Consider the following 20,251-nt stretch of genomic DNA (forward strand, 5'->3'; position numbering starts at 1 on the left):
AGACCGGTGGCGTCCCGCCGGGAGGTCCTCAGGGCATGATGACGAGCTTGCCGCGCACATGGCCCTGCTCGCTCACCCGCTGCGCCTCGACGGCCTCCCCGAGTCGGTAGGTGCCGGCGATCGCCAGACGTAGCAGGCCCTGCGCCGCGAGCGTCGCCGCGACGGCGATCCGCTCCGCGGCACCGGCGGAGCCGGTGGACATGAACCGGACGCCGTGTTGCTGTGCATCGGGATCGGCGATGGTGAGCACCCGCTGTGGGCCGCCGGCGGCCGCGACGAGGGTCGGCAGGCCGCCGCGTCCGGACGCGTCCAGCGCCGCGTCGACTCCTGCGGGTGCGATCGACCGGAGCCGTTCGGCCAGTCCTTCGCCGTAGGTGACCGGCTGGATCCCGAGCAGGCGCAGATACTCGTGGTTGGCCTCACTTGCCGTACCGATGACGTTGGCCCCGGCGCGGAGCGCGAGTTGGCCGGCCACGGTGCCCACACCGCCGGCCGCTGCGTCGATCAGGAGCGTCTCACCTGCGGTGAGGCCGAGTTCGCCGAGCGCGTACGCGGCGGTGTTGGACGCGATCGGCAGTCCGCCGGCGACGTCCCACGGGAGTCCGGCCGGCTTGGCGGCCATCGTGTCGGCGGGGGCGAGGACCTGCTCCGCGTACCCACCGACACCTGTGGTTCCGAGGACCTCGTCGCCGACGGCGAAGCGGGTCACGCCCGGCCCCACCGCGTCGACGACGCCGGCGACCTCCCCGCCGGGCACGACGGGGAAGTCGACCCGGATGAACGGAGCCTTCCCGCTGCGTAGTTTCCAGTCGAGCGGGTTCACCCCGGCCGCGCGGACAATGATGCGAACCTGGCCGTACGCAGGCGCTTCGACCGGCCGTTCGATCATCCGCAGCACCTCGGGCTCGCCGAACTCGAAGAACGCGACGGCCCGGTAGTGCTTCGTCACCGCGCTTCCTTCCCTGATCCCGCGACTGTCGACGCCACCACCATATGTCGCAGGGGGCGATCATGCGGGACCGGCGACCGTGGAGGTGCGGCCGGTGCGCTGTCAGGCGGTGGGCGGAGCGGTGCTGTGCCGTACCGCAAGCGTCGTGGCCAGCTCGATCCCGGTCTGCGCGGGCCGCTCGCCCCGGCTTAGCGCGAGCACCATCCCGGTGGCGGTGACCGCCATCTGGCCCAGCGGCCGGTGGACCGTGGTCAGCGGCGGGTCCAACTGGGCGGCGACGGGCAGGTCGTCGAAGCCGATGACGCTGAGATCCTCCGGGATGCGCAGGCCGGCTGCCCGCGCAGCCTGGTAGACGCCCACCGCCTGCAGGTCGTTGCCGGTGACGACCGCGGTCGGCCGGTCCGGACGGGCCAGCAGGTCGCGGGCGGCCGACCGGCCGCCCTCCCGGGTCAGGTCCTGCCGGGTCACGAGCGCCGGCTGCCCGGTGTGGCCGGCTTCCTCCAGCGCGGACCGGTGGCCGTCGAAGCGCGCCCGGCGGGACAGCACGTGGTCGGGTCCGGTGACCGCCGCGATGCGGCGGTGCCCCAGGCGGAGCAGGTGCCGAGTGGCCGCCCGACCACCCGACCAGTTCGTCGCCCCGACGAACGGCACGTCCTCGGACAGCTCGCCGCTGGGGTCGACGACCACGAAGGGGATCGCGTGCCGGCGGAGCCGGTCCCACGCGTCGGCGTCGAGCTGCCCGACGGCCACCACACCGAGGGAACGGCGCGACATCGCGTGGTCGAGCCAGTACCGCCCCGGGTCGTCGTCGGGGCCGGATCCGGACAGCACCACACCGAGCTGGCGCTCGCGGGCGACCTGCTGGACGCCCTGGATGATCTCGATGCCCGGCAGGTCCCCGCTCTGCTCGAAGACCAGCTCGATGGTGGTGCCGCCGGCCGGTGGACCGGACTTGCGGTAGCCGTACTCGCTGATCAACGACTCGACCCGGGCCCGGGTGCCCGGCGCCACCCCGGTCCGGCCGTTGATCACCTTCGACACGGTCGGCACGGACACGCCGGCCGTCCTGGCGATGTGGGAGATGGTCACCGGCCGCGGTGGGTCGGCTGCCGAGCGCCTCGACGACATGCCCGGTCCCCCTTCCTGCCGGTGCGCGGGTCCGGCCGGCGCAAGCCGCCCCGGGCGGACGCCGGCCGTCGGGGCGAGCGTATCGGGTCCGCCGCCCAGGCCGGCGGTCGGCGCGAGGGGGACAGGTGGCGGCGGTCGACAGTGGTTCACCTCGCGGGTCGGACCGGCGTCGCATCGGCGCGGTCGATGGAAAGTTTCAGAGTTTCGATCCGATAGTTTCCCATCAGAAACCTGCCTGTCATTGACGAACATCCATGTCAGGCGTAGCGTCCGCTGTGGAAATGTTTCTTGTCGGGGCCCGTTTCCTGCTCCGTGTCCCCGCTGCGAAGAAACCGGGCGCGCGGCGAACGACACGGAAGGGCCCGTCGGGACCGGAGCGGGTCCCGCCCCACGCCGGAGGTCGCGCGCCGACGCCGGTCCGCCTGTGGCAGGCGGTCGTCCGGGCGCACCCGGTCCATCCCCCGAGAAGGGTCCCCATGAAGAACAGACGCCTCGCGATCTGGGCAACGATCGCTCTCCTCGCCGTCGGTGGTGTCGCGACCGGCGCGGTGGTTGCACCGGTCCACGGTGCGACCGCGGCAGCCGCGAACGACTCGTCCGGTGCGGCCGCCGGCGGCTGCGTCGCCGATCCCGCCCTGCGCGGCGCGACGACGAGCACGCTCTACACCGTCACGGCGGACGCCACCCCGCTGTTCGTCGAGAAGATGACCAAGTACGCCCCGGAGATGCAGGTGCACTACGCGCACTGCTCGATGGCGGCGGCGGGGACCGCCCAGTTCTCGGTCACCGTCGCCGAGGGCTTCAGTTCGTACACCGTCAGCCCCAAGAGCCGGAAACTCGCCGTCGCCCGCAGCGGCAACACGATCAGCTTCACCAGCGGCCCCAACTACCTGATCGTCCAGTTCGACGCCAAGGAGCTGCTGTTCGTCCTGATCGACGCGCCCGAGGCGGACGCGCCGCAGGTGGGCGACGCCGACGTCAAGAACCTGGCCGACTACGGCGTCGACAACACCGGGGGGACGCTGGTCACCTCCAAGATCCAGAGTGCCATCAACGCCGCATCCGGGGCCACCCGCAACGTCCTGTACGTGCCGCCGGGCCGGTACCAGGTAGGTGAGCTGTGGATGAGGAGCAACATGACCCTCTACCTGGCCGCCGGTGCGGTCCTCTACGGCTCGAACCAGAAGGCGGACTTCAACACCGGCAGCGGCGGGGTGAACATCGAGGGCATGCAGCACGCCTCGCTGCGGATGTACCAGGTGCGCAACGCGAAACTGCTGGGCCGTGGGGTCATCGACGGCAACGGCAAGTACCTGCGGGCCCAGGGCATCAACCTGGCCGTGCTGAAGATCGAGGAGAGCTCCGACATCCTGGTCGACGGCGTCACCGTCCGCGACTCCAGCTACTGGAACACGCTCGTCTACCGCAGCGACAGGGTCACCATCCGGAACTACAAGCTGATCAACTGCCGGCCCACGTCGGGTTACAACAACACCGACGGCGTGGACTTCGACGAGTCGACCAACAGCCTGCTGTCGAACGCGTTCCTCTACACGGGCGACGACAACATGGCGACCAAGAACGAGTTCGCCAACAGCGGCACGGTCAACACCAGGAACGTCGTGCACGAGCACGTCGTCTGCTACAGCAACTCCGCCTGCGCGAAGATCGGCACCAAGACCGAGGGAACGTCGATGGACGGGATCGTCTTCCGCGACATCGACGTGGTGAAGGCGGGACGCTCGATGGTGATCGACGCGGTCGACACCGCCGTCGTGTCCAACACCCGGTGGGAGGACGTCCGGGTCGAACAGACCGACAGCCTGATCGACCTGCAGGAGGACCGTCCGCCGTCCTGGCGGACGGTGAAGAACACCTCGACGATCCGCAACGCCTACTTCACCAACATCTCATCGGACGTGAAGAAGGTCGTCAACCTGCACGGACGGTCCTCGACCGTCAACATCAGCGGCGTGCACTTCACCAACTTCACCGTCCAGGGTCGACCGGTCACCAGCCAGACCGACGCGGACGCGAGTTGGAACATCAACTCCTACGTCGCGAACATCACCTTCGCCACGGCGCCGCCGACCACCCCGCCCCCGACCACCCCGCCGCCCACCACCCCGCCGCCCACCACCCCGCCCCCGACGACGCCGCCCCCCACCACGCCGCCGCCGACCACGCCGCCGGGCCAGTCCGGCGACTGCGCGGTGGGCTACACGATGAACTCCTGGAACGACGGGTTCACCGCCAGCATCCGCATCACCAACCGTGGCACGTCGGCGATCAACGGGTGGACCCTGGCGTTCACCCTGCCCACCGGGCAGACGCTCACCAACGGCTGGAACGCCACCTACACCGGCGCCGGCGGCCAGGTCTCCGCCCGCAACGTCTCGTACAACGCGACGCTGGCGGCCGGCGAGTCCACCGACATCGGCTTCCAGGCCACCCACACCGGCAACACCGGTCGGCCCGACTCCTTCACCCTCAACGGGGTCAGCTGCGCCGTCTCCTGACGCGACCGTCGCACCGGCCGGTGTGACCGCCTCCCCTCGGAGCTGCGGTCACACCGGCCGTTCGTGCGTGCACGCCGGGCCCGGTCACCCCGACGGGCGGCCCGACCGGCGGCCGGACCCTGGACGCCCCGGTCGGTGACGGTTACCCGTTGCGCTCGGCCAACTACTCCACAAGATGCATCCCGTCAGATGGGACGATATTGCAAGCCTACTAATCCTATCGGCAGCATAGGAAATGTAGAGGCTGGCGTTGTCGTGCTGGTCACTGGCTTGCCAGCGTCGGGAGCGACGCGGCCCACGTACCGAAGGATGGGATGTCGATGACCGTCACGCACCCCGTCGGCGTCGAGGAGGTCGTGCTCGGCGGCGGGCGGTCGCCCGCACCGCCGGACCGCCCACCCGTCACCGGCGTCGCCGCGCGCCTCACCCGGCCCCTGCCCGCGCTGCTGCTCGTCGGCCTGCTCGCGGCCGGCTGGCAGCTCATGGCACGCGCCTCCGGCAGCGCCCTGATCCCCGGCCTCGGCGACATCGCCCGCAACCTGGTCGACATCGCCGCCAGCGGCGCGCTGTGGGAGAACGTCCGGGTCACCCTCACCCGCGTCGCGCTCGGCTTCGCGGCGGCGTTCGTCGTCTCCGTCGCCGCCGGTATCGCGATGGGCCGCAGCGAGTGGCTACGCCGCTTCCTGGAGCCTGCCGTCCTCATCGGACTGGCCACCCCCGGCCTGGTCAAGGCCCTGCTGTGCGTGATCTGGTTCGGGGTGAGCCTGCTCAACCCGATCCTCACCGTGGCCCTCGCGGCAGCCCCCGCGCTGACCATCAACGTCGCCCAGGGCGTCCGCTCGGTCGACCCGGCGCTGGGCGAGATGGCCCACGTCTACCGGTTCGACGCGCTGACCCGACTGCGCTACGTGTGGCTGCCCGCCATCGTCCCCGACCTGTTCACCGGGGCGCGGCTGGGCATCGCGATGGCCTGGAAGGTCATCGTGCTGGTGGAGATCTTCGGCCTCGCCGACGGCGTCGGCTACCAGCTCAACCTGGAGTTCTCCCAGCACAACGTGGCCGGGGTGCTCGCCTGGACCGTCGCCTTCGCCCTGGTCATGGCCGCCATCGAGTACGGGCTGCTGCAGACCCTGGAACGCCGGGCGGTGCGCTGGCGGCGGGTGGCGCTGCGATGAGCGTCCGGATCAGCCTCGACGGGGTCGACAAGGCGTTCACCAGCCGGCGCACCGGCGAACGGCAGCAGATCTTCCGCGACTTCTCCCTCACCCTCGCGCCCGACGAACTCGTCGCCGTGGTCGGCGGCTCCGGCACCGGCAAGACCACCCTGATGCACCTGATCGCCGGCCTGGAACGTGCCGACGCGGGCACCGTCTCCACCAGCGGCGGGCGACCCCGCCTCGGCATGGTGTTCCAGCAGCCCCGGCTGCTGGACTGGACGTCCGTCGAGACCAACGTGCGGCTCGCCGCGACGGCGGCCGGCGTCGACACCGCCGAGGTCGCCCCGATCCTCGACGCCGTCGGCCTGACCGACTACGCCAGGTCGTACCCGTCGGTGCTCTCCGGCGGGCAGCGCCAGCGCGTCGCCGTGGCCCGCGCGTTCGTCGTCCGCCCCGAGGTGCTGCTGCTCGACGAGCCGTTCAGCGCGCTGGACGAGCTGACCGCCCGCCGCCTGCGGCTGCTGCTGCAACAACTCTGGCTGCGGACCCCGCGCACCGGCCTGCTGGTCACCCACAACGCGCTGGAGGCCGCGTTCCTCGCCGACCGGGTGGTGGTGCTCGGCGGACGTCCCGCCGAGGTGGTCGGGGAGTACCGCATCGACCGCCCGCGCCCCCGGAGCCCCGAGGACCCGGACCTGTTCGACGTGCACCGCCGCATCGTCGCCGCCCTCACCTGAACCCGCCCCACCCGACGGCGCTGCCACCGGTCCGCCGCCCACACCCCGCGAGCCGGGGCACCCCTGAACCATCTGGAAGGAACCCCCGTGTCCACGACACCCCTCACCCGACGATCCCTGCTGCGTGCCGCCGGGCTCCTCGCCGGCGGCGCCGGCGCGGCCACCCTGCTGAGCGCCTGCGGCGCCGACGAACCGGCCGCCGCCGGCGGCACCCGCAGCGCCAAGGTGCAGCCCCGCAGCCCCGGCACGGCGGGGGCGATCCGCGACTCCGTGGCCGAGCAGTTCGGCCTGGAGGCCAAGCACGGCCTCCGCCTCGACCGCAGGGCCGGCGGCGGCCCCGGCGCGGGGCAGGAGCAGCTGCTCACCGGCGTGCTCGACATCTACGCCTTCGGCCCGCTGGGCGCGACCGAAGTGAACACCAGCGGCCACGACGTGGTCATCGTCGGGCCGTCGCTGTGGAACCACGGCCGCTGGATCGTCCCGGCCGACAGCCCCTACCAGAGCATCGCCGACCTCAAGGGCAGGAAGGTGGGCGTACAGCCACCCAGCAGCGACACCTACCGGGCGGCGGCGCTCGCCTCGGCCGTCAACGGCATCCGCTTCGACAGGGAGTTCAAGCTGTTCACCGGGCAGCCCATCGCCAACCTCGCCCTGTACGAGCGCGGCGACCTCGACGCGATCATCGCCATCGAACCCAACGCCACCCGCCTGGTCGGCTCCGGCAACCGGCAGCTCGCCTCCGTCGACGAGCTGTGGCGCACCGGCACCGGCGACAGCAGCCCGCTGTTCCTCAACGGCACCGCCGTACGCCGCGACTGGCTGGCCGCCAACCGGGAGACCGCGAAGGCGTACGTCGACTTCACCCTGGAGGCCTGGCGGCTGATCAAGAAGGACCCGACCCTGATCGGGAAGTACCACGCCGACTACGGCGTCCCCGCCGAGGAGAAGAAGGCGATCGAACTGCTGCCGGAGCGGCTGGCCCCGGTCTACGCCGACGTGTGGGACGACACCGTCTTCGCCAACCTGGAGAAGCAGATCGACCTGGCGGTCGAGGTCGGCGTGCTGAAGAAGCGGGCCGCCAAGCCGGTGTACGAGAAGCTCTGACCCGGCGATGTCCCTGCCCTGGCGCAGCCGCGCCGCCCTGCTGGTGTGCTGCGGGACGCTGTTCCTCGGCGTCCTCGACGGCGCGGCGCTGAACCTGGCCCTGCCGTCGGTGCACCGCGAACTGCGGCTGAGCACGACCGGGTTGCAGTGGGTGGCGACGGGCAACGCGCTGGTCCGGGCCAGCCTCACCCTGCTCTGCGGTGCGGTCGCCGACCGGTACGGGCGGCGGCGGGTGTTCCGGGTCGGGCTGCTGGTGTTCGCGGCGGGATCGGTGCTGTGCGGGGTGGCCCCGCACGCGCCCGCCCTGATCGCCGCCCGGGGCGTGCAGGGGGTCGGGGGAGCGTTGATGGCCCCGCCCGCCCTCGCCCTCATCGCCAACCTGTTCCCCGACGCGGTACGGCGCGGCCGGGCGCTGGGCACCTGGAGCGCGACGGCCGGGGTGTCGGCCGCCTGCGGGCCCCTGGTCGGCGGGGTACTGGTGCAGGCCGCCGGCTGGCGCAGCCTGTTCGCCGTGAGCGTCGGCGGCGCGGCGCTGCTCTACCTGGGCACCCGGCTGCTGCCGCCGGGCGTGGTGGACGGCCCGCCCCGCCGCCTCGACGCGCTGGGCAACACCCTGGCCGCCCTGGTCCTGGTCGGCTTCACGTTCGCCCTGATCGACGGCCCCACCCGGGGCTGGTCGACCGGCCCGGTCCTGGTCGCCGTGGCCGTGGCGGTCGCCGCCGCCGTCGGCTACCTGCCGGCGGCCCGCCGCCGCCCCGACCCGGTGCTCGACCCGCGCCACCTGGCGATCCCCGCGCTGCGCGGCGCGGTGCTCACGGCGGTCGTGGCGTACCTGGTGCTGGGCGGGTTCACCTTCGTCAACACGTTCTACCTGCAACAGGTCCGCGGGTTCAGCCCGCTGGCCACCGGCCTGCTCACCCTGCCGACCACCCTCGGCACACTCGTGCTCGCCAACGTCTCCGGCCGGATCGTCGGCCGGCACGGCGGCCGGCTGCCCGCCACCGTCGGGCACCTGTCGTTCGTGGCGTCGATGACCCTGCTCGCCCTGACCGTCACCACCGACGCGGGCCTGGCCCCGCTGCTCGTCGGCTACCTCCTGCTCGGCGCCGGCATGGGCCTGGTCAACCCGCCGGCCACCAACACCGCCGTGAACAGCCTGCCCCGCGACCGGGCCGGGGTGGCCAGCGCCATCACCAGCGCCTCCCGGCAGATCGGCACCAACCTCGGCGTCGCCGTCCTCGGCGCGGTGGTGGTGTCCGTGCTGGCCCTGACCGGCCAGTCGACCGACGACGTCGCCCGGGTCGCCGCCGAGGCGGGCGACGACTTCACCATCGCCCTGCGCGTCGCGTACGGGCTCGTCGCGGCCACCGCCGCGTCCTGCGCGTACGCGACGTGGCGGCTGTTGCGACCGCCGTCCGACCCGACCCCGGGAGAGGAGGTGGTGGGGATCGAGGACGCCCCGACGGCAGCACCGACCGCCACACCCGCCCGATAACGCACAGCACGACACCAGTACGGAAAGGACCACCACGGTGGCACTCACCAAGGTCAGGAGCGTCCGCAGCGGCGCCATCTTCACCCTGCCGTACCTCGTCGGCCTGGAGCACGGCTACTTCGCCGAGGAGGGCATCGACCTGGAACTGGTCGCCCCCGGCTCGTACGACGCGGTGCTCAAGCCGATCGAGGAGCACGAACTCGTCAGCTCGTTCGGCGGCATCTCCACACCGTTCGAGAGCGGCGACGTCTCCCTCTACCGGGCCTGCGAGTGGGGGCAGATCCGCCGCTCCCACGACAGCGGGCGCGGCGGCCAGATCATCGCCAAGCGGGCCTCGGTGGCCAGCCAGGCGATCTTCGTACGGCCCGACTCCGGCATCAAGCACCCGCAGGGGCTGGCCGGCCGGACCGTCGGGGTCAACTTCCACCACGGCTCGCACTACCTGGCCATCCAGTCCCTGGAGGGCTTCCTGGACCCCGACGAGATCAAGGTGGTGCACGCCGGCGGACCGACCGAACGGTTCCGCAAACTGCGCGACGGCGAGATCGACGCGGTGGCGCTGATGGAGCCGTGGACCACCGCGGCCGAGAAGCTCGGCTACGTGCTGATCACCGAGGCGTTCTACGTCGGCTCGGAGATCGCCAGCGCCGACGTCGACCCGGCGACCTTCGCCGCCGTCGACCGGGCCGTCCGCCGGGCCGTTGCGAAGATCAACGAGGACATCCGGCCGTACCTGCACCACTTCGTCGCCGAGGTGCCCGAGGACCTGGTGAAGCTGGAGCCGGCGGACTTCCGGCTGGGCCGGTTGCGCTACGTCGACCCGCAGCCGTACCCGGAGGCCGAGTTCGAGCGCACCTACCGGTGGATGGTGAAGTGGGGTCTGATCACCCCCGAGTCGACGTTCACCTCCATCGTGGACAACCGGGTCGTCACGGTCTGACCGGGGTGTCGGGGGCCGGCCCGGCCGACGACGTCCGGGTCGGCCCGGCACCCGCTGGACGCGGCCGAGCCGTCGGTGGCCTGCCGGTCAGCCCGGCGGCAGGTCGACCAGGCGGTGCAGGAGGCGGCTGAGCCGGGCGCGTTCGGCCGGGGTGAATCCGCTGAGCAGTTCGTCCTGGGCCGCGTCGACCAGGTCGTCCAGCTCGCGCATCCGGGCGGTCCCGGCGGCGGTGATGTGGACGACGTTGCGACGTCGGTCCGCCGGGTCCGGCTCTCGGCGCAGCAGCCCCTCGGCCGCCATCGCGTTGAGCGTGTCGACGGCGTCGCCCCGGTCGATGCCGAGCCGGCGGCACAGGTCCGCCTGGCTGATGCCGCCGAACTCGTCGAGCGCGGCGAGGATGGCGTGCCGCATCCGGTCGGCGGGTCGGTCCAGGTGCCGGGTGACGACCCGATTGGCGCGGGCCGCCGCGTGGTGGAGCAGCCAGCTGGTCAGCCGCGGCAGCCGGGCCGGTGGCGCTCCCGGTGTCGGTTCGCTGCGCTCTGTCATCCGCCCAGTGTACCTAAACGTTGGACCTCCAACGATATCACTGATATCGTTGGAGGTCCAACAATTCTCGGGTCGGAGGTGGCGGCAGCCGGCGGGAACGCCGACCCGGCCTCCGCGACGGGACGTGTCCCCACCACGGCGGTGCCGGCCCCGGTGTGGTGGCTCGTGGTCGTCCTCGCCTCGGGCTCGGTGCTGACCGGCATCGACACCTCGCTGGTCAACGTCGGCATCGAGGTCATCGGGCGCGACCTGGGCGCATCGTTGACCGAGGCGCAATGGATCAACAGCGGCTACCTGCTGGCACTCGCCGCGACGCTGCCGGTCTGCGGCTGGCTCAGCCGGCGGATCGGGCCCGGCCGGCTCTGGCTATGGTCGCTGGCCGGGTTCACGCTCACCTCCGCACTGTGCGCACTCGCCCGCAGCGCCGACATGCTCGTCGTCGCCCGGGTGCTCCAGGGGCTCACCGGCGGACTGCTCATCCCCGCCGGAATGGCCATCCTCGGCCAAGCCGCCGGCCGGGAGCGGATGGGTCGGGTCATCGCCGTCGCCAGCGTCCCGTCGATCCTGGCCCCGGCCTTCGGGCCGATCATCGGCGCCCTGCTCATCGACAACCTCTCCTGGCACTGGATGTTCCTGGTCAACGTGCCGATCGGGATCGTCGGACTGCTGCTGGCCCTGCGGGTGGTCCCACGCGGCGAGGCCGGCCGGGCCGGCCGGCTCGACCTGCCGGCCCTGCTGCTGGTCGCACTCGGGCTGCCGTTGCTCACCTACGCCGTCACCCGGGCGATGGACCACGGCGAACTGCTCGCGCCGCCGGTGCTGGTGCCCCTGGTGGCCGCGCTCGTCGCGATGGCGCTCTTCGTCCACCGGTCGCTGCGCGCCGACGAGCCGTTGATGGACCTACGCCTGGCCCGGGACCCCGTCTACGCCGCCGCGGCGGGCACCATCGTCTTCTCCGGTGCCGCCCTGTTCGGTGGGCTGATCGTGATGCCGCTCTACTTCCAACTCGGGACGGGCCGGGACATCGTCGACACCGGGCTGCTGCTGATGGCGTTCAGCCTCGGTGCCGCGGTGACCTTTCCCCTCGCCGGCCGGTTGGCCGACGAGCACGGTGGCGGCGTCGTGGCCCTGGTCGGCCTGATGGTCGTCGTGGTCGGCACGATTCCGATGACGCTGCTGCCGGCCGACCCCGACCTGGTGCTCGTCGAGGCACTCCAGGTTGTCCGGGGTGTCGGTCTGGCGCTGGCCGGGTCACCCGTCGTCTCCGCCGCGCTGGCCCGGGTGCGGCCCGACCAGATGTCGGACGCCAGTTCGCAGGTGAACACCCTGTCCCGGGTCGGCGGTGCGCTCGGCAGCGCGCTGTGCGCGGTGGCGCTTGCCGGCGCGCTGGCCGACGCCGGCTCCGACGCCGAGGTCGCCGCGGCCTTCCGGGTCACCTTCCGGTGGCTGACCGGCATGGCGCTGGTCGCCCTCGTCCTCGCCGCCCGGCTGCACCGGGCGCAACGACGCGCCCGACGTGCACAGGCCCGGTGACCGGAACCCCACCGGGCACATCCCACCGATCAGGAGGTCATCTCATGCGTACCGCCATCATCATCGGCAGCACCCGACCGGGACGACGGGGCGCGGCGGTGGCCCGCTGGGTCCACCGGCTGGCCGCCGAGCGGGGCGACGCGGTCTACGAGGTCGTCGACCTGGCCGACCACGACCTGCCGCACCTCGACGAGCCGGTCCCGGCCGCCATGGGCCCCGAGCACTACACCGCCGCGCACACCCGCCGCTGGGCCGAGACCGTCGCGTCCTACGACGGGTACGTCTTCGTCACGCCGGAGTACAACCACTCCTATCCCGGCGTGCTGAAGAACGCGATCGACTACCTCTACACCGAGTGGCACCACAAGTCGGCGGGTTTCGTCGGGTACGGCCTCAACGGCGGTACCCGGGCCGTCGAGCACCTGCGGCTGGTGCTGGCCGAAGTGCACGTCGCCGACGTCCGCGACCAGGTCGGCCTGCACTGCTTCGCCGAGTTCGACGCCGACGGCGAGGTGCGGCCCACCGGCAACCAGGTGGACGTCCTGCACCGGATGCTCGACGAGGTGACGGCCTGGGGTGGTGCCCTGGCCACGGTGCGCCAGCGGTGACCGGCCGCCGGGGGGACGGCGGCACACCCGCAGATTCCCGCTACGCGAGAACCAGCTGTCCGAGTTCCTGGGTGCATCGGGTGAGCGCGACGTAGAGGCCGTTCCATCCGCGCGGCCCGGCGGCGATGCCCTGGGGGTCGACGAGGAGCGCCGCATCCCATTCCAGTCCCTTGGCCTGGACCGCGGTGAGCACCGGTACGTCACCCAGTACGGCGTGGAGTTCGGCGATGCGGTCGGCGGGGGCGATGACGCCCACCGTGCCGCCGTGCCACCGTTGCTGCAACTGCCGCACCGCCCGGGCAGCGGCGGCGGCAAGCTCCGCCGGGGCGACCGTGCGCACCCAGGGGTCGATGCCGCAGGAACGCACCGCCCGGGGCGGGGAGTTGTGGCTACCGGCCTGCTTCAGGACGGGCCCGGTGAGGTCCATGACCTCGCGCGGGGTGCGGTAACAGATGGTGAGTTCCGCCGCGGTCCACCGCTCGCCGAAAGCTGCCCGTACCGCCTGTGCCCAGGTGGTGTGCCGGTGCGCCGCCTCCGTCTGATCGATGTCGCCGGCCGCCGTGACGGATCGACTGGGACAACGCCGTAGCACCATCTGCCACTGCATCTCGGACAGCTCCTGCGCCTCGTCGATGACGACGTGGCCATACACCCAGCCGCGCTGCCGGCGGGCGTGGTCGGCGACGAAATCGCCCTGCGGTGGCGGGGCCTCGGTTTCGCCCAGCAGGTCGGCGACGGCGTCGAGCAGGGGGATGTCGCTCGAAGCCCACGGTGCGGCGGGCTCGGTCGATACGGCGGTGATCTCCGCTGCGGACAACTGGGGAACGAAGCGGGCGAGCAGGGCGGGGTCGGTCAGGAGATTCCTCACCAGCTCTTCGGCGTCGAGGGTGTGCCACCAGGCCTCGACGAACCGGGCAATGGTCGCGTTCTCCCCGATCCGACCCCGGAGAATGTCGATCTCCTCCTCGGAGAGCAGCCCGTCGACGTCACTGCCGGTGGGCCCACCTCCGGGCCGGTGGTCATGCTCCATGCTCCGGTCGACGCGGGCGAGGATGTCCTCGAAGCCCTCCTCCATCGCGTGCATCAGCGCCTCGCGTTGATCGACGACGGCTTCGGTCAGGAGGTGGTGCAGCTGTTCGGCGCACGCCTCGCGGGCCCGGTGATAGGGACGTCCCCGCACCGAGGCGAGTATCTGGGCGACCGTCCCGGCGGGGATGACGTAGAACTCGCCCTCCCAGCGTAGCTTCAGCTCACGGGGCCGGGGGAACAGCGAGCCGACGTAGTTCTCGAGCGCGGCCTGCCACAGGGCGCGGCCCTTGATCTCGGCGAGAGTGCGGCTCTCGTCGCGGCCCACGCGGATGTCGGGCAGCAGGGTGTCGCAGGTCGCCGAGACGACGGCGGTCTCACCGAGCGCGGGCAGCACCTGGGCGATGTACCGGAGGAACCGCGGGGAGGGACCGAGGACCAGGACCGCCTGCTCGGCCATTGTCGAGTGGGCGAACAGCAGATAGGCGACGCGGTGCAGGGCCACCACCGTCTTGCCGGTGCCGGGACCGCCCTGCACGATCAGCGGGCCGGTCGCCTCCGCCCGGATGATGTCGTCCTGTTCGCGTTGCAGCGTGGAGATCGCTGCCGACATGTGACCGGTGCGCCGCTGGTCCAGGGCGGCCAGCAGTGCGCCCTCACCGACGAGTTCCGCTGTCATGGTCCCGTCCAGCGGCTCGTCGTCCACCCCGACGACCACCGGTCCCGTCGTGCGGATGTGCCGACGCCGCGCCTGCCCCTGCGGGTCGACAGCCGTCGCGGTGTAGAACGGCCGGGCCGCTGGAGCGCGCCAGTCCAGCAGCAGCGGCTCACCGTCCTCGTCGTCGTTGCGCAGGCCGACCCGGCCCACGTGCCGCACGGTGCCGTCAAGACCGTCGAGGCGGCCGAAGACCAACCGTTCCTGCGCCTGCCGCAGCTGCTCGAACTGCTGGCGGAGCATGCGCAGCCGCGCCCGTTCCAACACGTCCAGGGCGGCTGAGGAAAGCTCGGCCTGCAGGTGGTCGACGAGGCTGTCGCGCCGGGCCATGGCCGAGTCGAGAAACTGCTGTTCCTCGGCGACCGCGGATCGGCGCGCGGTGTCCGCTGCGGGGAAGGTTGACGTTCCACTGCGGGTAATTGCCGTGGTGACGTCGGCGATGCCATTGTCCAGAGCAGATTTCCGACGCATTCGCAGATCCTCGGACTGGTGCTTTTCCTGCCACCCGACCGGCCGCAGGCATTCCGGCGACAAGCATAGGGTCGCTGTCTCCTCGTCGCGCCCCGATGCTGTCGGCGGAGATGAGCATCTCAATACCTGGCAGTTCCTTGCCGATTGTGGCCCTGTTCCATCCTGGCGGATCGTGCCGCCCTGTCCGGGGGCGGACGCCGGTGGCAAGATCCCTGCTTGGGCGGTTGTCGACACCGTGGTGCGGGGCCTGCCGGGCCGGTTCGTCCGGGAGCGTCGGCAGGCGGGGAGCGGCAGCGCTAGGCGTTGACATGCTTCGATGTCTGCGTTAACTTCGGGGAAAACACGAATGCAATGATCTCGACATTTTTGTCGACGTCTCGTCGCGTCGGCATCACGCTGCCCGACGCCCGACCCAGGGAACTGTCGTGACCACTTCGTTCGCCTCCGTACAGAATCCGTCCACCCTCCGCCGGCTGGCGTCGGTCTGCCTGTCGGTCGTGCTGGTGGCCGCCGGCATCGCCGGAGGATCACCGTCGGCGTCGACGGCCGCGCCCCGGGTGGCGGCGACCCCCACCACGCCGCCCGCGTCCTACCCCGGCCCGGGTCGGGTCACCGGCGACGTCGGGGTGCACGACCCGACGGTCGTGATCCGCCCCGGTGGCGGCTACCTGCTGGCGCACACCGGCGACAACATCGCGCTCAAGACCTCCACCGACCGGGTCGCGTTCCGCAACGCGGGAACGGTGTTCCCCGGCGGCGCGCCGTGGACGACGACGTACACCGGGGGCAGTCGCAACCTGTGGGCGCCGGACCTGACCTACCGCGACGGCCGGTACTGGCTGTACTACTCGGCCTCGACATTCGGCTCCAACCGGTCGGCGATCTTCCTGGCCACGAGCACCACCGGGGCGTCGGGCAGCTGGACCAACCAGGGTCTGGTGATCGAGTCGCGGACCTCGGACAACTTCAACGCGATCGACCCCAACCTGGTGGTCGACGCCACCGGCAGGTGGTGGCTCAGCTTCGGGTCGTTCTGGTCCGGCATCAAGATGGTGGCGCTGAACCCGGCCACCGGGAAACGCTCCGACACGACCGTGCTCAGCATCGCGGGCCGCAACGGGGGCGCCATCGAGGCCCCCGTGATCGTGCGGCACGGCAACTACTACTACCTGTGGGTGTCGTTCGACAGGTGCTGCCAGGGCGCGGCGAGCACCTACCGGATCATGGTGGGCAGGTCCACCTCGGTCACCGGCCCGTACGTCGACCGCAACGGGGTGGCGATGACCGCCGGCGGTGGCACCCAGGTGCTCGCCGGGCACGGCAGCATCCACGGGCCCGGGCACCAGGCGGTGTTCACCGACACCGACGCCGAGGTCCTCGTCTACCACTACTACGCCGACAACGGCACGTCGCTGCTCGGCATCAACCTGCTCGGCTACGACACCGCCGGCTGGCCTTTCGTCTACTGACCGGGGCGGGGTTCGTCCTCCGACCGCGCCGCCGCCGGTCCAGGGTCGTCGGCCACGGCGGCGGTGAGGCGGGCGGCGAGCGCGGCCACCGCGGCCCGCAGTTCGGGCCCCTCCTCCACGGTGAACCCGAACGGGACGGCGGCCAGCCACTCCCCGGCGTACATCCGGGTGTTGGTGGTGCTGCCGGTGAGCACGCAGCGCTCGCCGGCGGGCTCCAGCCGACCCATCGTCGGCCCGACCCAGGGGGCCACCCGCTCGTAGGGCTCGTGGAACACCACCCGGGTCGGGTACCTCCACCCGGAGCCCAGGTGCGCCTCCAGGGTGGCGACGGGGTCGAGGTCGGCGGGCGGAGTGAACGGCTGCGGCAGGTGCCGCACCGCCCCGATCCGGTCGATCCGGTACGTGCGGACGGCGTCCGCCCGGTGCGAGTGGCACAGCAGGTACCAGCGGCCGTGGCGCACCACCACCGCCCACGGGTCGACCTCGACCTCCCACGACGTGCCGCTCTCGGCGGTGTAGCCGACGGCCACCCGGCGACGGTCGGCCACGGCCGTGACCAGCGCGCTGGTCGTGATCGGGTCGGCGTGCACCGCCCGCCGGTCGGCGGCGGCCGCCGCGTACGTGCGCAGCGCCGCCGCCTGCCGTCCGACGTTGTCGGGCAGTGCCCGGATGAGTTTGCTCAACGCGGCGCCGACCAGCCCGTCGGCGTCGATCGCGGCCGGCTGTCCGTCGAGCACGGCCATCACCAGGCCGAGGACCTGCTCCTGGGTGAACACGACGGCCGGCAGCCGCGCACCCCGGCCGAGCCGGTAACCCCCGTACGGCCCCCGGACGGACTCGACCGGGATACCGGCCTCCCGGAGGACCTCGACGTAGCGGCGCGCGGCGCGCTCGGTCACGCCGAGGCCCGCGGCGAGCTGGGCGGCCGTCGTGCCGGGCCGGTCGCGCAGGATGTCGAGCGTCCGCAGGGCGCGGGCGGTGGGGCTGACGTTCTCCACGCCACGGACGGTACCGGAAGGAAAACGTCCGGAACCGGCTCTAGGTTGACCCGTATGACGGATGAACAAATCGTCCTCGTCGGTGGTCTCTGGCTCGACGCCCCGGTGTGGGACGGCGTGGTGGCCGAACTGGCGACGCGCGGCCGCCACGCGGTGGCGGTACGCCTGCCCGGCCAGGGGGACGGGAACACCACGGCGACGCTCGACGACCAGCTCGACGCGGTACTGGCCGCCGTCGACGCGGCACCGGGCGGGTCGGTGGTGGTGGGGCACTCGGCCGCCTGCTCCCTGGCCTGGCTGGCCGCCGACGCCCGGCCCTCCACGGTGAGCAGGGTCGTGCTGATCGGCGGGTTCCCACCGGCGGACGGGGACTCCTATGCCGACTTCTTCCCGATCGAGGAAGGCGTGATGCCCTTCCCCGGCTGGGCGCCCTTCGAGGGCCCGGACGCGGCCGACCTCGACGACCGGGCCCGGCGGGAGTTCGCCGCCGCCGCCGTCCCGGTGCCCGAGCAGGTCGCCCGGGGGACCGTCCGGCTGACCGACACCCGGCGGTACGAGGTGCCGGTCGCGCTGGTCTGCCCCGAGTTCTCCCCGGCCCAGGCGCAGGCCCTGATCGACGCCGGTGACCTGCCGGAACTCGCCAAGGCCCGGCGCGTCGACCTGGTCGACATCGACTCCGGGCACTGGCCGATGCTCAGCCGGCCGGTCGAACTGGCCGGCATCCTGGCCGACCTCTGACGGGTCCGGCGCGCACCCGGCGGACCCTGCCGGCGCGACGGTGACCCGGCGGCACCGGGCGACGGTGAACGGGGGCGCACCGGTGCGGTCGGGTGACCGGTGCCCGGTGGGGCGCGCGGGATCACCGCCGGGGCCGGCCCGCCCGGGGTCGCCGGCGTCGGTCGGCGGCCCCGCAGCGGCACCCCGTGGCGTCCACCGGGCCGGCCGGTCGGGCGGTCAGGGCGTGGTGGTCGCCGCGGCGGCCTCGCGGATGAGGTCGACCAGCATGCCCGCCTCCGGGATGGCCACGGTGTGCGAACCGCCGGGCACCTCCACCGTCCGCCGGGAGCCGGCCCGCTCGGCCATGAACCGGTGGGCCGCCACCGGGATGTTGAGATCCTCGCTGCCGAACAGGAACCAGGACGGCAGCGCCTGCCAGGCCGGCTCCCCGGACGGCTCGCCCAGCGCCGCCTCGGTGATCGGCCGCTGGGTCACCGCCATCACCGCGGCCTGCGCCGCCGTCGAGTCGGCGGCGAACTGCTGGTGGTAGCGGTCCTGCCGGATGTAGAGGTCGGTCGCCCCGTCGGGCAGCGTCACCGCGGCCAGCGTGTCGCCCAGGGTGCTGCCGGGGAACCGGCCGGCCAGGTCGGCGGCGCTCTCCCCGGCCAGGGGCGCGAACGCCCCGACGTAGACCAGCGCGGTGACGCCCGTGCCCGCCACCGGCACGTTGGAGATCACCATGCCGCCGTAGGAGTGGCCCACGAGCAGCACAGGCCCGTCGATCCCGGTGAGCACGGCGCGCAGGTAGTCGGCGTCGTGCCGGACACCACGCAGCGGGTTGGCCACCGCCACCGCGGGATAGCCCTGGTCGACCAGGGCGGCGATCACCCCGGCCCAGCTCGCCGACTCGGCGAACGCGCCGTGGACGAGGACGACCGTCGGGGTGCCGGGCCGTGCGGTGGTGATGGACATTGCCGGGTACCTCCGGACAGTGGCGCGGATGTCCGTTCCATTCTGCGGTCGTCGCCGCGCCACGTCGTGCCCCGGGCGGCCGGCTCACCCGGCCGGGGTAACGGGGGTGGGACGCCGGGCCGGCGGTCCGGGTACCGTGGCCGGCGAGTCGAGAGGAGCACCGCGTGCAGGATCAACCCGAGCCGCTCACCGCGACCACGGTCGGGATCAATCCGGCCACCCCGCCCAGCGGCCCCGGCTGCGTCGAGTGCGAGTCGTCCGGCGGATGGTGGTTCCACCTGCGCCGCTGCGCGGCCTGCGGCCACGTCGGCTGCTGCGACTCGTCGCCGGGCCAGCACGCCACGGCGCACGCCACCGGCGAGGGGCATCCGGTGGTGCAGAGCTTCGAACCCGGCGAGGACTGGTTCTGGGACTACCCGGCCGACCAGTTCCACCCGCACGGCCCGGAGCTGGCCCCGCCGCAGTCGCGTCCGTCCGACCAGCCGGCCCCCGGCCCCGAGGGCCGGGTACCGGAGGACTGGAAGCGTCGGCTGCACTGACGGGCACGCCGGCGGGACGGCCCGTTTAGCCCGGTTACCTGCCGGGCAGGTCACTGCGGTGACCGCCGCCGACGGACCGCCCGCCATCGAGTTCCGGCGCTCCCGCAGGCGTCAGGTCGCCCTCCTGGCGGCGGGCCTGCCGACGGCGGTGCTGGTGGTGGCGGTGGTCAACCTGGCCACCGGTGACCCGTGGTGGGACGGGCTGTGGATTCCGGGGTGGATTCTGGCCCTCGGGCTCCTGCGCGGGGCGGCTCGTCCGTCGTCCACCGGTCACCAGCCCCGGCTGCCGCTGCGGCTCACCCCGGACCATCTCGAGGTGACCGGCCCGGGGGAGCGCACCCTGGTCGTCGGGTGGCCGAACGTCGCCCGCGCCGAGATCACGGGGTGGCTGTACCCGGTCCTGGTGATCGAGCCGGCCGACCCGGACCGGACCGTACCCCCGCTGGCCCGGTGGGAGTGGGCGGTCGCCGGGCAGAGCCGGCCGTACGAGATCCGGGTTCCCCTGGTCTACCTGAGCCCCGGCCGTGACCTGCTGCGGCGCGAGTTGTCCCGCCGCCTGCCCGACCCCGCCGCCGGCAGCCGGCCCGCCCCGTAGGGCCTGCCCCCGCGATCGCGGATCACCCGTCCA

18 protein-coding genes are annotated in these 20,251 nt (G+C 72.5%); 12 read left to right on the plus strand and 6 right to left on the minus strand.

All coding sequences use genetic code 11. From position 1 onward, the window contains the following. Positions 1-28 precede the first annotated feature (28 nt). Both ACN265_RS09815 and ACN265_RS09820 read right to left on the minus strand, forming a co-directional pair. Positions 29-889 carry an NADP-dependent oxidoreductase gene (locus ACN265_RS09815; RefSeq protein WP_421411441.1) on the minus strand — a complete coding sequence of 287 codons (861 nt, stop codon included), beginning with the start codon at positions 887-889 and terminating at the stop codon, positions 29-31. Positions 890-1,051: 162 nt separating this feature from the next. Beyond that, a complete protein-coding gene (locus ACN265_RS09820; protein WP_421406985.1) occupies positions 1,052-2,329 on the minus strand; it encodes a LacI family DNA-binding transcriptional regulator in 1,278 nt (425 codons plus the stop codon). 224 nt (positions 2,330-2,553) lie between these two features. On the opposite strand from ACN265_RS09820, the gene ACN265_RS09825 reads away from it, so the two are divergent. The 6 genes from ACN265_RS09825 to ACN265_RS09850 all read left to right on the plus strand — a co-directional run bounded on the left by ACN265_RS09825 (position 2,554) and on the right by ACN265_RS09850 (position 10,029). Beyond that, positions 2,554-4,596 carry a cellulose binding domain-containing protein gene (locus tag ACN265_RS09825; RefSeq protein ID WP_421406987.1) on the plus strand — a complete coding sequence of 681 codons (2,043 nt, stop codon included), beginning with the start codon at positions 2,554-2,556 and terminating at the stop codon, positions 4,594-4,596. Between the two features lie 320 nt (positions 4,597-4,916). Then, complete coding sequence (locus ACN265_RS09830; protein WP_420116450.1) at positions 4,917-5,771, plus strand: ABC transporter permease; 855 nt, start codon at positions 4,917-4,919, stop codon at positions 5,769-5,771. Beyond that, entirely contained in the window at positions 5,768-6,490 is a 723-nt protein-coding gene (locus ACN265_RS09835; protein ID WP_421406989.1) for an ABC transporter ATP-binding protein, read from the plus strand. Before ACN265_RS09830 ends, ACN265_RS09835 begins: the two co-directional genes overlap by 4 nt. 87 nt (positions 6,491-6,577) lie before the next feature. Further along, positions 6,578-7,594, plus strand: coding sequence for an ABC transporter substrate-binding protein (locus ACN265_RS09840; RefSeq protein ID WP_421406991.1), 1,017 nt, complete (start codon positions 6,578-6,580; stop codon positions 7,592-7,594). Between the two features lie 7 nt (positions 7,595-7,601). Beyond that, positions 7,602-9,089 carry an MFS transporter gene (locus tag ACN265_RS09845; protein WP_421406993.1) on the plus strand — a complete coding sequence of 496 codons (1,488 nt, stop codon included), beginning with the start codon at positions 7,602-7,604 and terminating at the stop codon, positions 9,087-9,089. A 37-nt stretch (positions 9,090-9,126) separates the two neighbouring features. Next, on the plus strand, positions 9,127-10,029 hold the full coding sequence (locus tag ACN265_RS09850) for an ABC transporter substrate-binding protein (RefSeq protein WP_421406996.1): 903 nt from the start codon (positions 9,127-9,129) through the stop codon (positions 10,027-10,029). Positions 10,030-10,116: 87 nt separating this feature from the next. Here ACN265_RS09850 and ACN265_RS09855 read toward each other — a convergent pair whose 3' ends face one another. Beyond that, complete coding sequence (locus ACN265_RS09855; protein ID WP_421406998.1) at positions 10,117-10,575, minus strand: MarR family winged helix-turn-helix transcriptional regulator; 459 nt, start codon at positions 10,573-10,575, stop codon at positions 10,117-10,119. Positions 10,576-10,653: 78 nt separating this feature from the next. Here ACN265_RS09855 and ACN265_RS09860 point away from each other — a divergent pair, with 78 nt between their 5' ends. Both ACN265_RS09860 and ACN265_RS09865 read left to right on the plus strand, forming a co-directional pair. Next, the gene (locus tag ACN265_RS09860) at positions 10,654-12,108 is read left to right on the plus strand and encodes a DHA2 family efflux MFS transporter permease subunit (protein WP_421407001.1); all 1,455 of its coding nucleotides are present in this window, start codon (positions 10,654-10,656) and stop codon (positions 12,106-12,108) included. A 44-nt stretch (positions 12,109-12,152) separates the two neighbouring features. Beyond that, on the plus strand, positions 12,153-12,716 hold the full coding sequence (locus ACN265_RS09865) for an NADPH-dependent FMN reductase (RefSeq protein ID WP_421407003.1): 564 nt from the start codon (positions 12,153-12,155) through the stop codon (positions 12,714-12,716). A gap of 40 nt (positions 12,717-12,756) precedes the next feature. Here the strand turns inward: ACN265_RS09865 and ACN265_RS09870 are convergent, their stop codons facing one another. Beyond that, positions 12,757-15,135 (minus strand): HelD family protein, encoded by a 2,379-nt coding sequence (locus tag ACN265_RS09870; protein WP_421407005.1) that lies wholly within the window; start codon positions 15,133-15,135, stop codon positions 12,757-12,759. Positions 15,136-15,353: 218 nt separating this feature from the next. On the opposite strand from ACN265_RS09870, the gene ACN265_RS09875 reads away from it, so the two are divergent. Then, positions 15,354-16,397 carry an arabinan endo-1,5-alpha-L-arabinosidase gene (locus ACN265_RS09875; RefSeq protein ID WP_421407007.1) on the plus strand — a complete coding sequence of 348 codons (1,044 nt, stop codon included), beginning with the start codon at positions 15,354-15,356 and terminating at the stop codon, positions 16,395-16,397. Here ACN265_RS09875 and ACN265_RS09880 read toward each other — a convergent pair. Beyond that, positions 16,391-17,395 carry a helix-turn-helix transcriptional regulator gene (locus ACN265_RS09880; RefSeq protein WP_421407009.1) on the minus strand — a complete coding sequence of 335 codons (1,005 nt, stop codon included), beginning with the start codon at positions 17,393-17,395 and terminating at the stop codon, positions 16,391-16,393. The genes ACN265_RS09875 and ACN265_RS09880 overlap by 7 nt on opposite strands. Before the next feature lie 54 nt (positions 17,396-17,449). Between ACN265_RS09880 and ACN265_RS09885 the strand changes: the two genes are divergently transcribed. Beyond that, on the plus strand, positions 17,450-18,133 hold the full coding sequence (locus tag ACN265_RS09885; protein WP_421407011.1) for an alpha/beta fold hydrolase: 684 nt from the start codon (positions 17,450-17,452) through the stop codon (positions 18,131-18,133). Between the two features lie 216 nt (positions 18,134-18,349). Here the strand turns inward: ACN265_RS09885 and ACN265_RS09890 are convergent, their stop codons facing one another. Continuing rightward, positions 18,350-19,084 carry an alpha/beta fold hydrolase gene (locus ACN265_RS09890; RefSeq protein ID WP_421407013.1) on the minus strand — a complete coding sequence of 245 codons (735 nt, stop codon included), beginning with the start codon at positions 19,082-19,084 and terminating at the stop codon, positions 18,350-18,352. Positions 19,085-19,248: 164 nt separating this feature from the next. Here ACN265_RS09890 and ACN265_RS09895 point away from each other — a divergent pair, with 164 nt between their 5' ends. Together ACN265_RS09895 and ACN265_RS09900 are read left to right on the plus strand one after the other, a co-directional pair. Continuing rightward, positions 19,249-19,623 (plus strand): UBP-type zinc finger domain-containing protein, encoded by a 375-nt coding sequence (locus ACN265_RS09895; protein WP_377684442.1) that lies wholly within the window; start codon positions 19,249-19,251, stop codon positions 19,621-19,623. Positions 19,624-19,681: 58 nt separating this feature from the next. Beyond that, positions 19,682-20,218, plus strand: coding sequence for a hypothetical protein (locus tag ACN265_RS09900; RefSeq protein WP_421407015.1), 537 nt, complete (start codon positions 19,682-19,684; stop codon positions 20,216-20,218). The last annotated feature ends 33 nt before the right edge of the window (positions 20,219-20,251 follow it).

The organism is Micromonospora sp. WMMD730 (assembly GCF_049178955.1).
GTDB classification, from domain to species: domain Bacteria; phylum Actinomycetota; class Actinomycetes; order Mycobacteriales; family Micromonosporaceae; genus Micromonospora; species Micromonospora wenchangensis.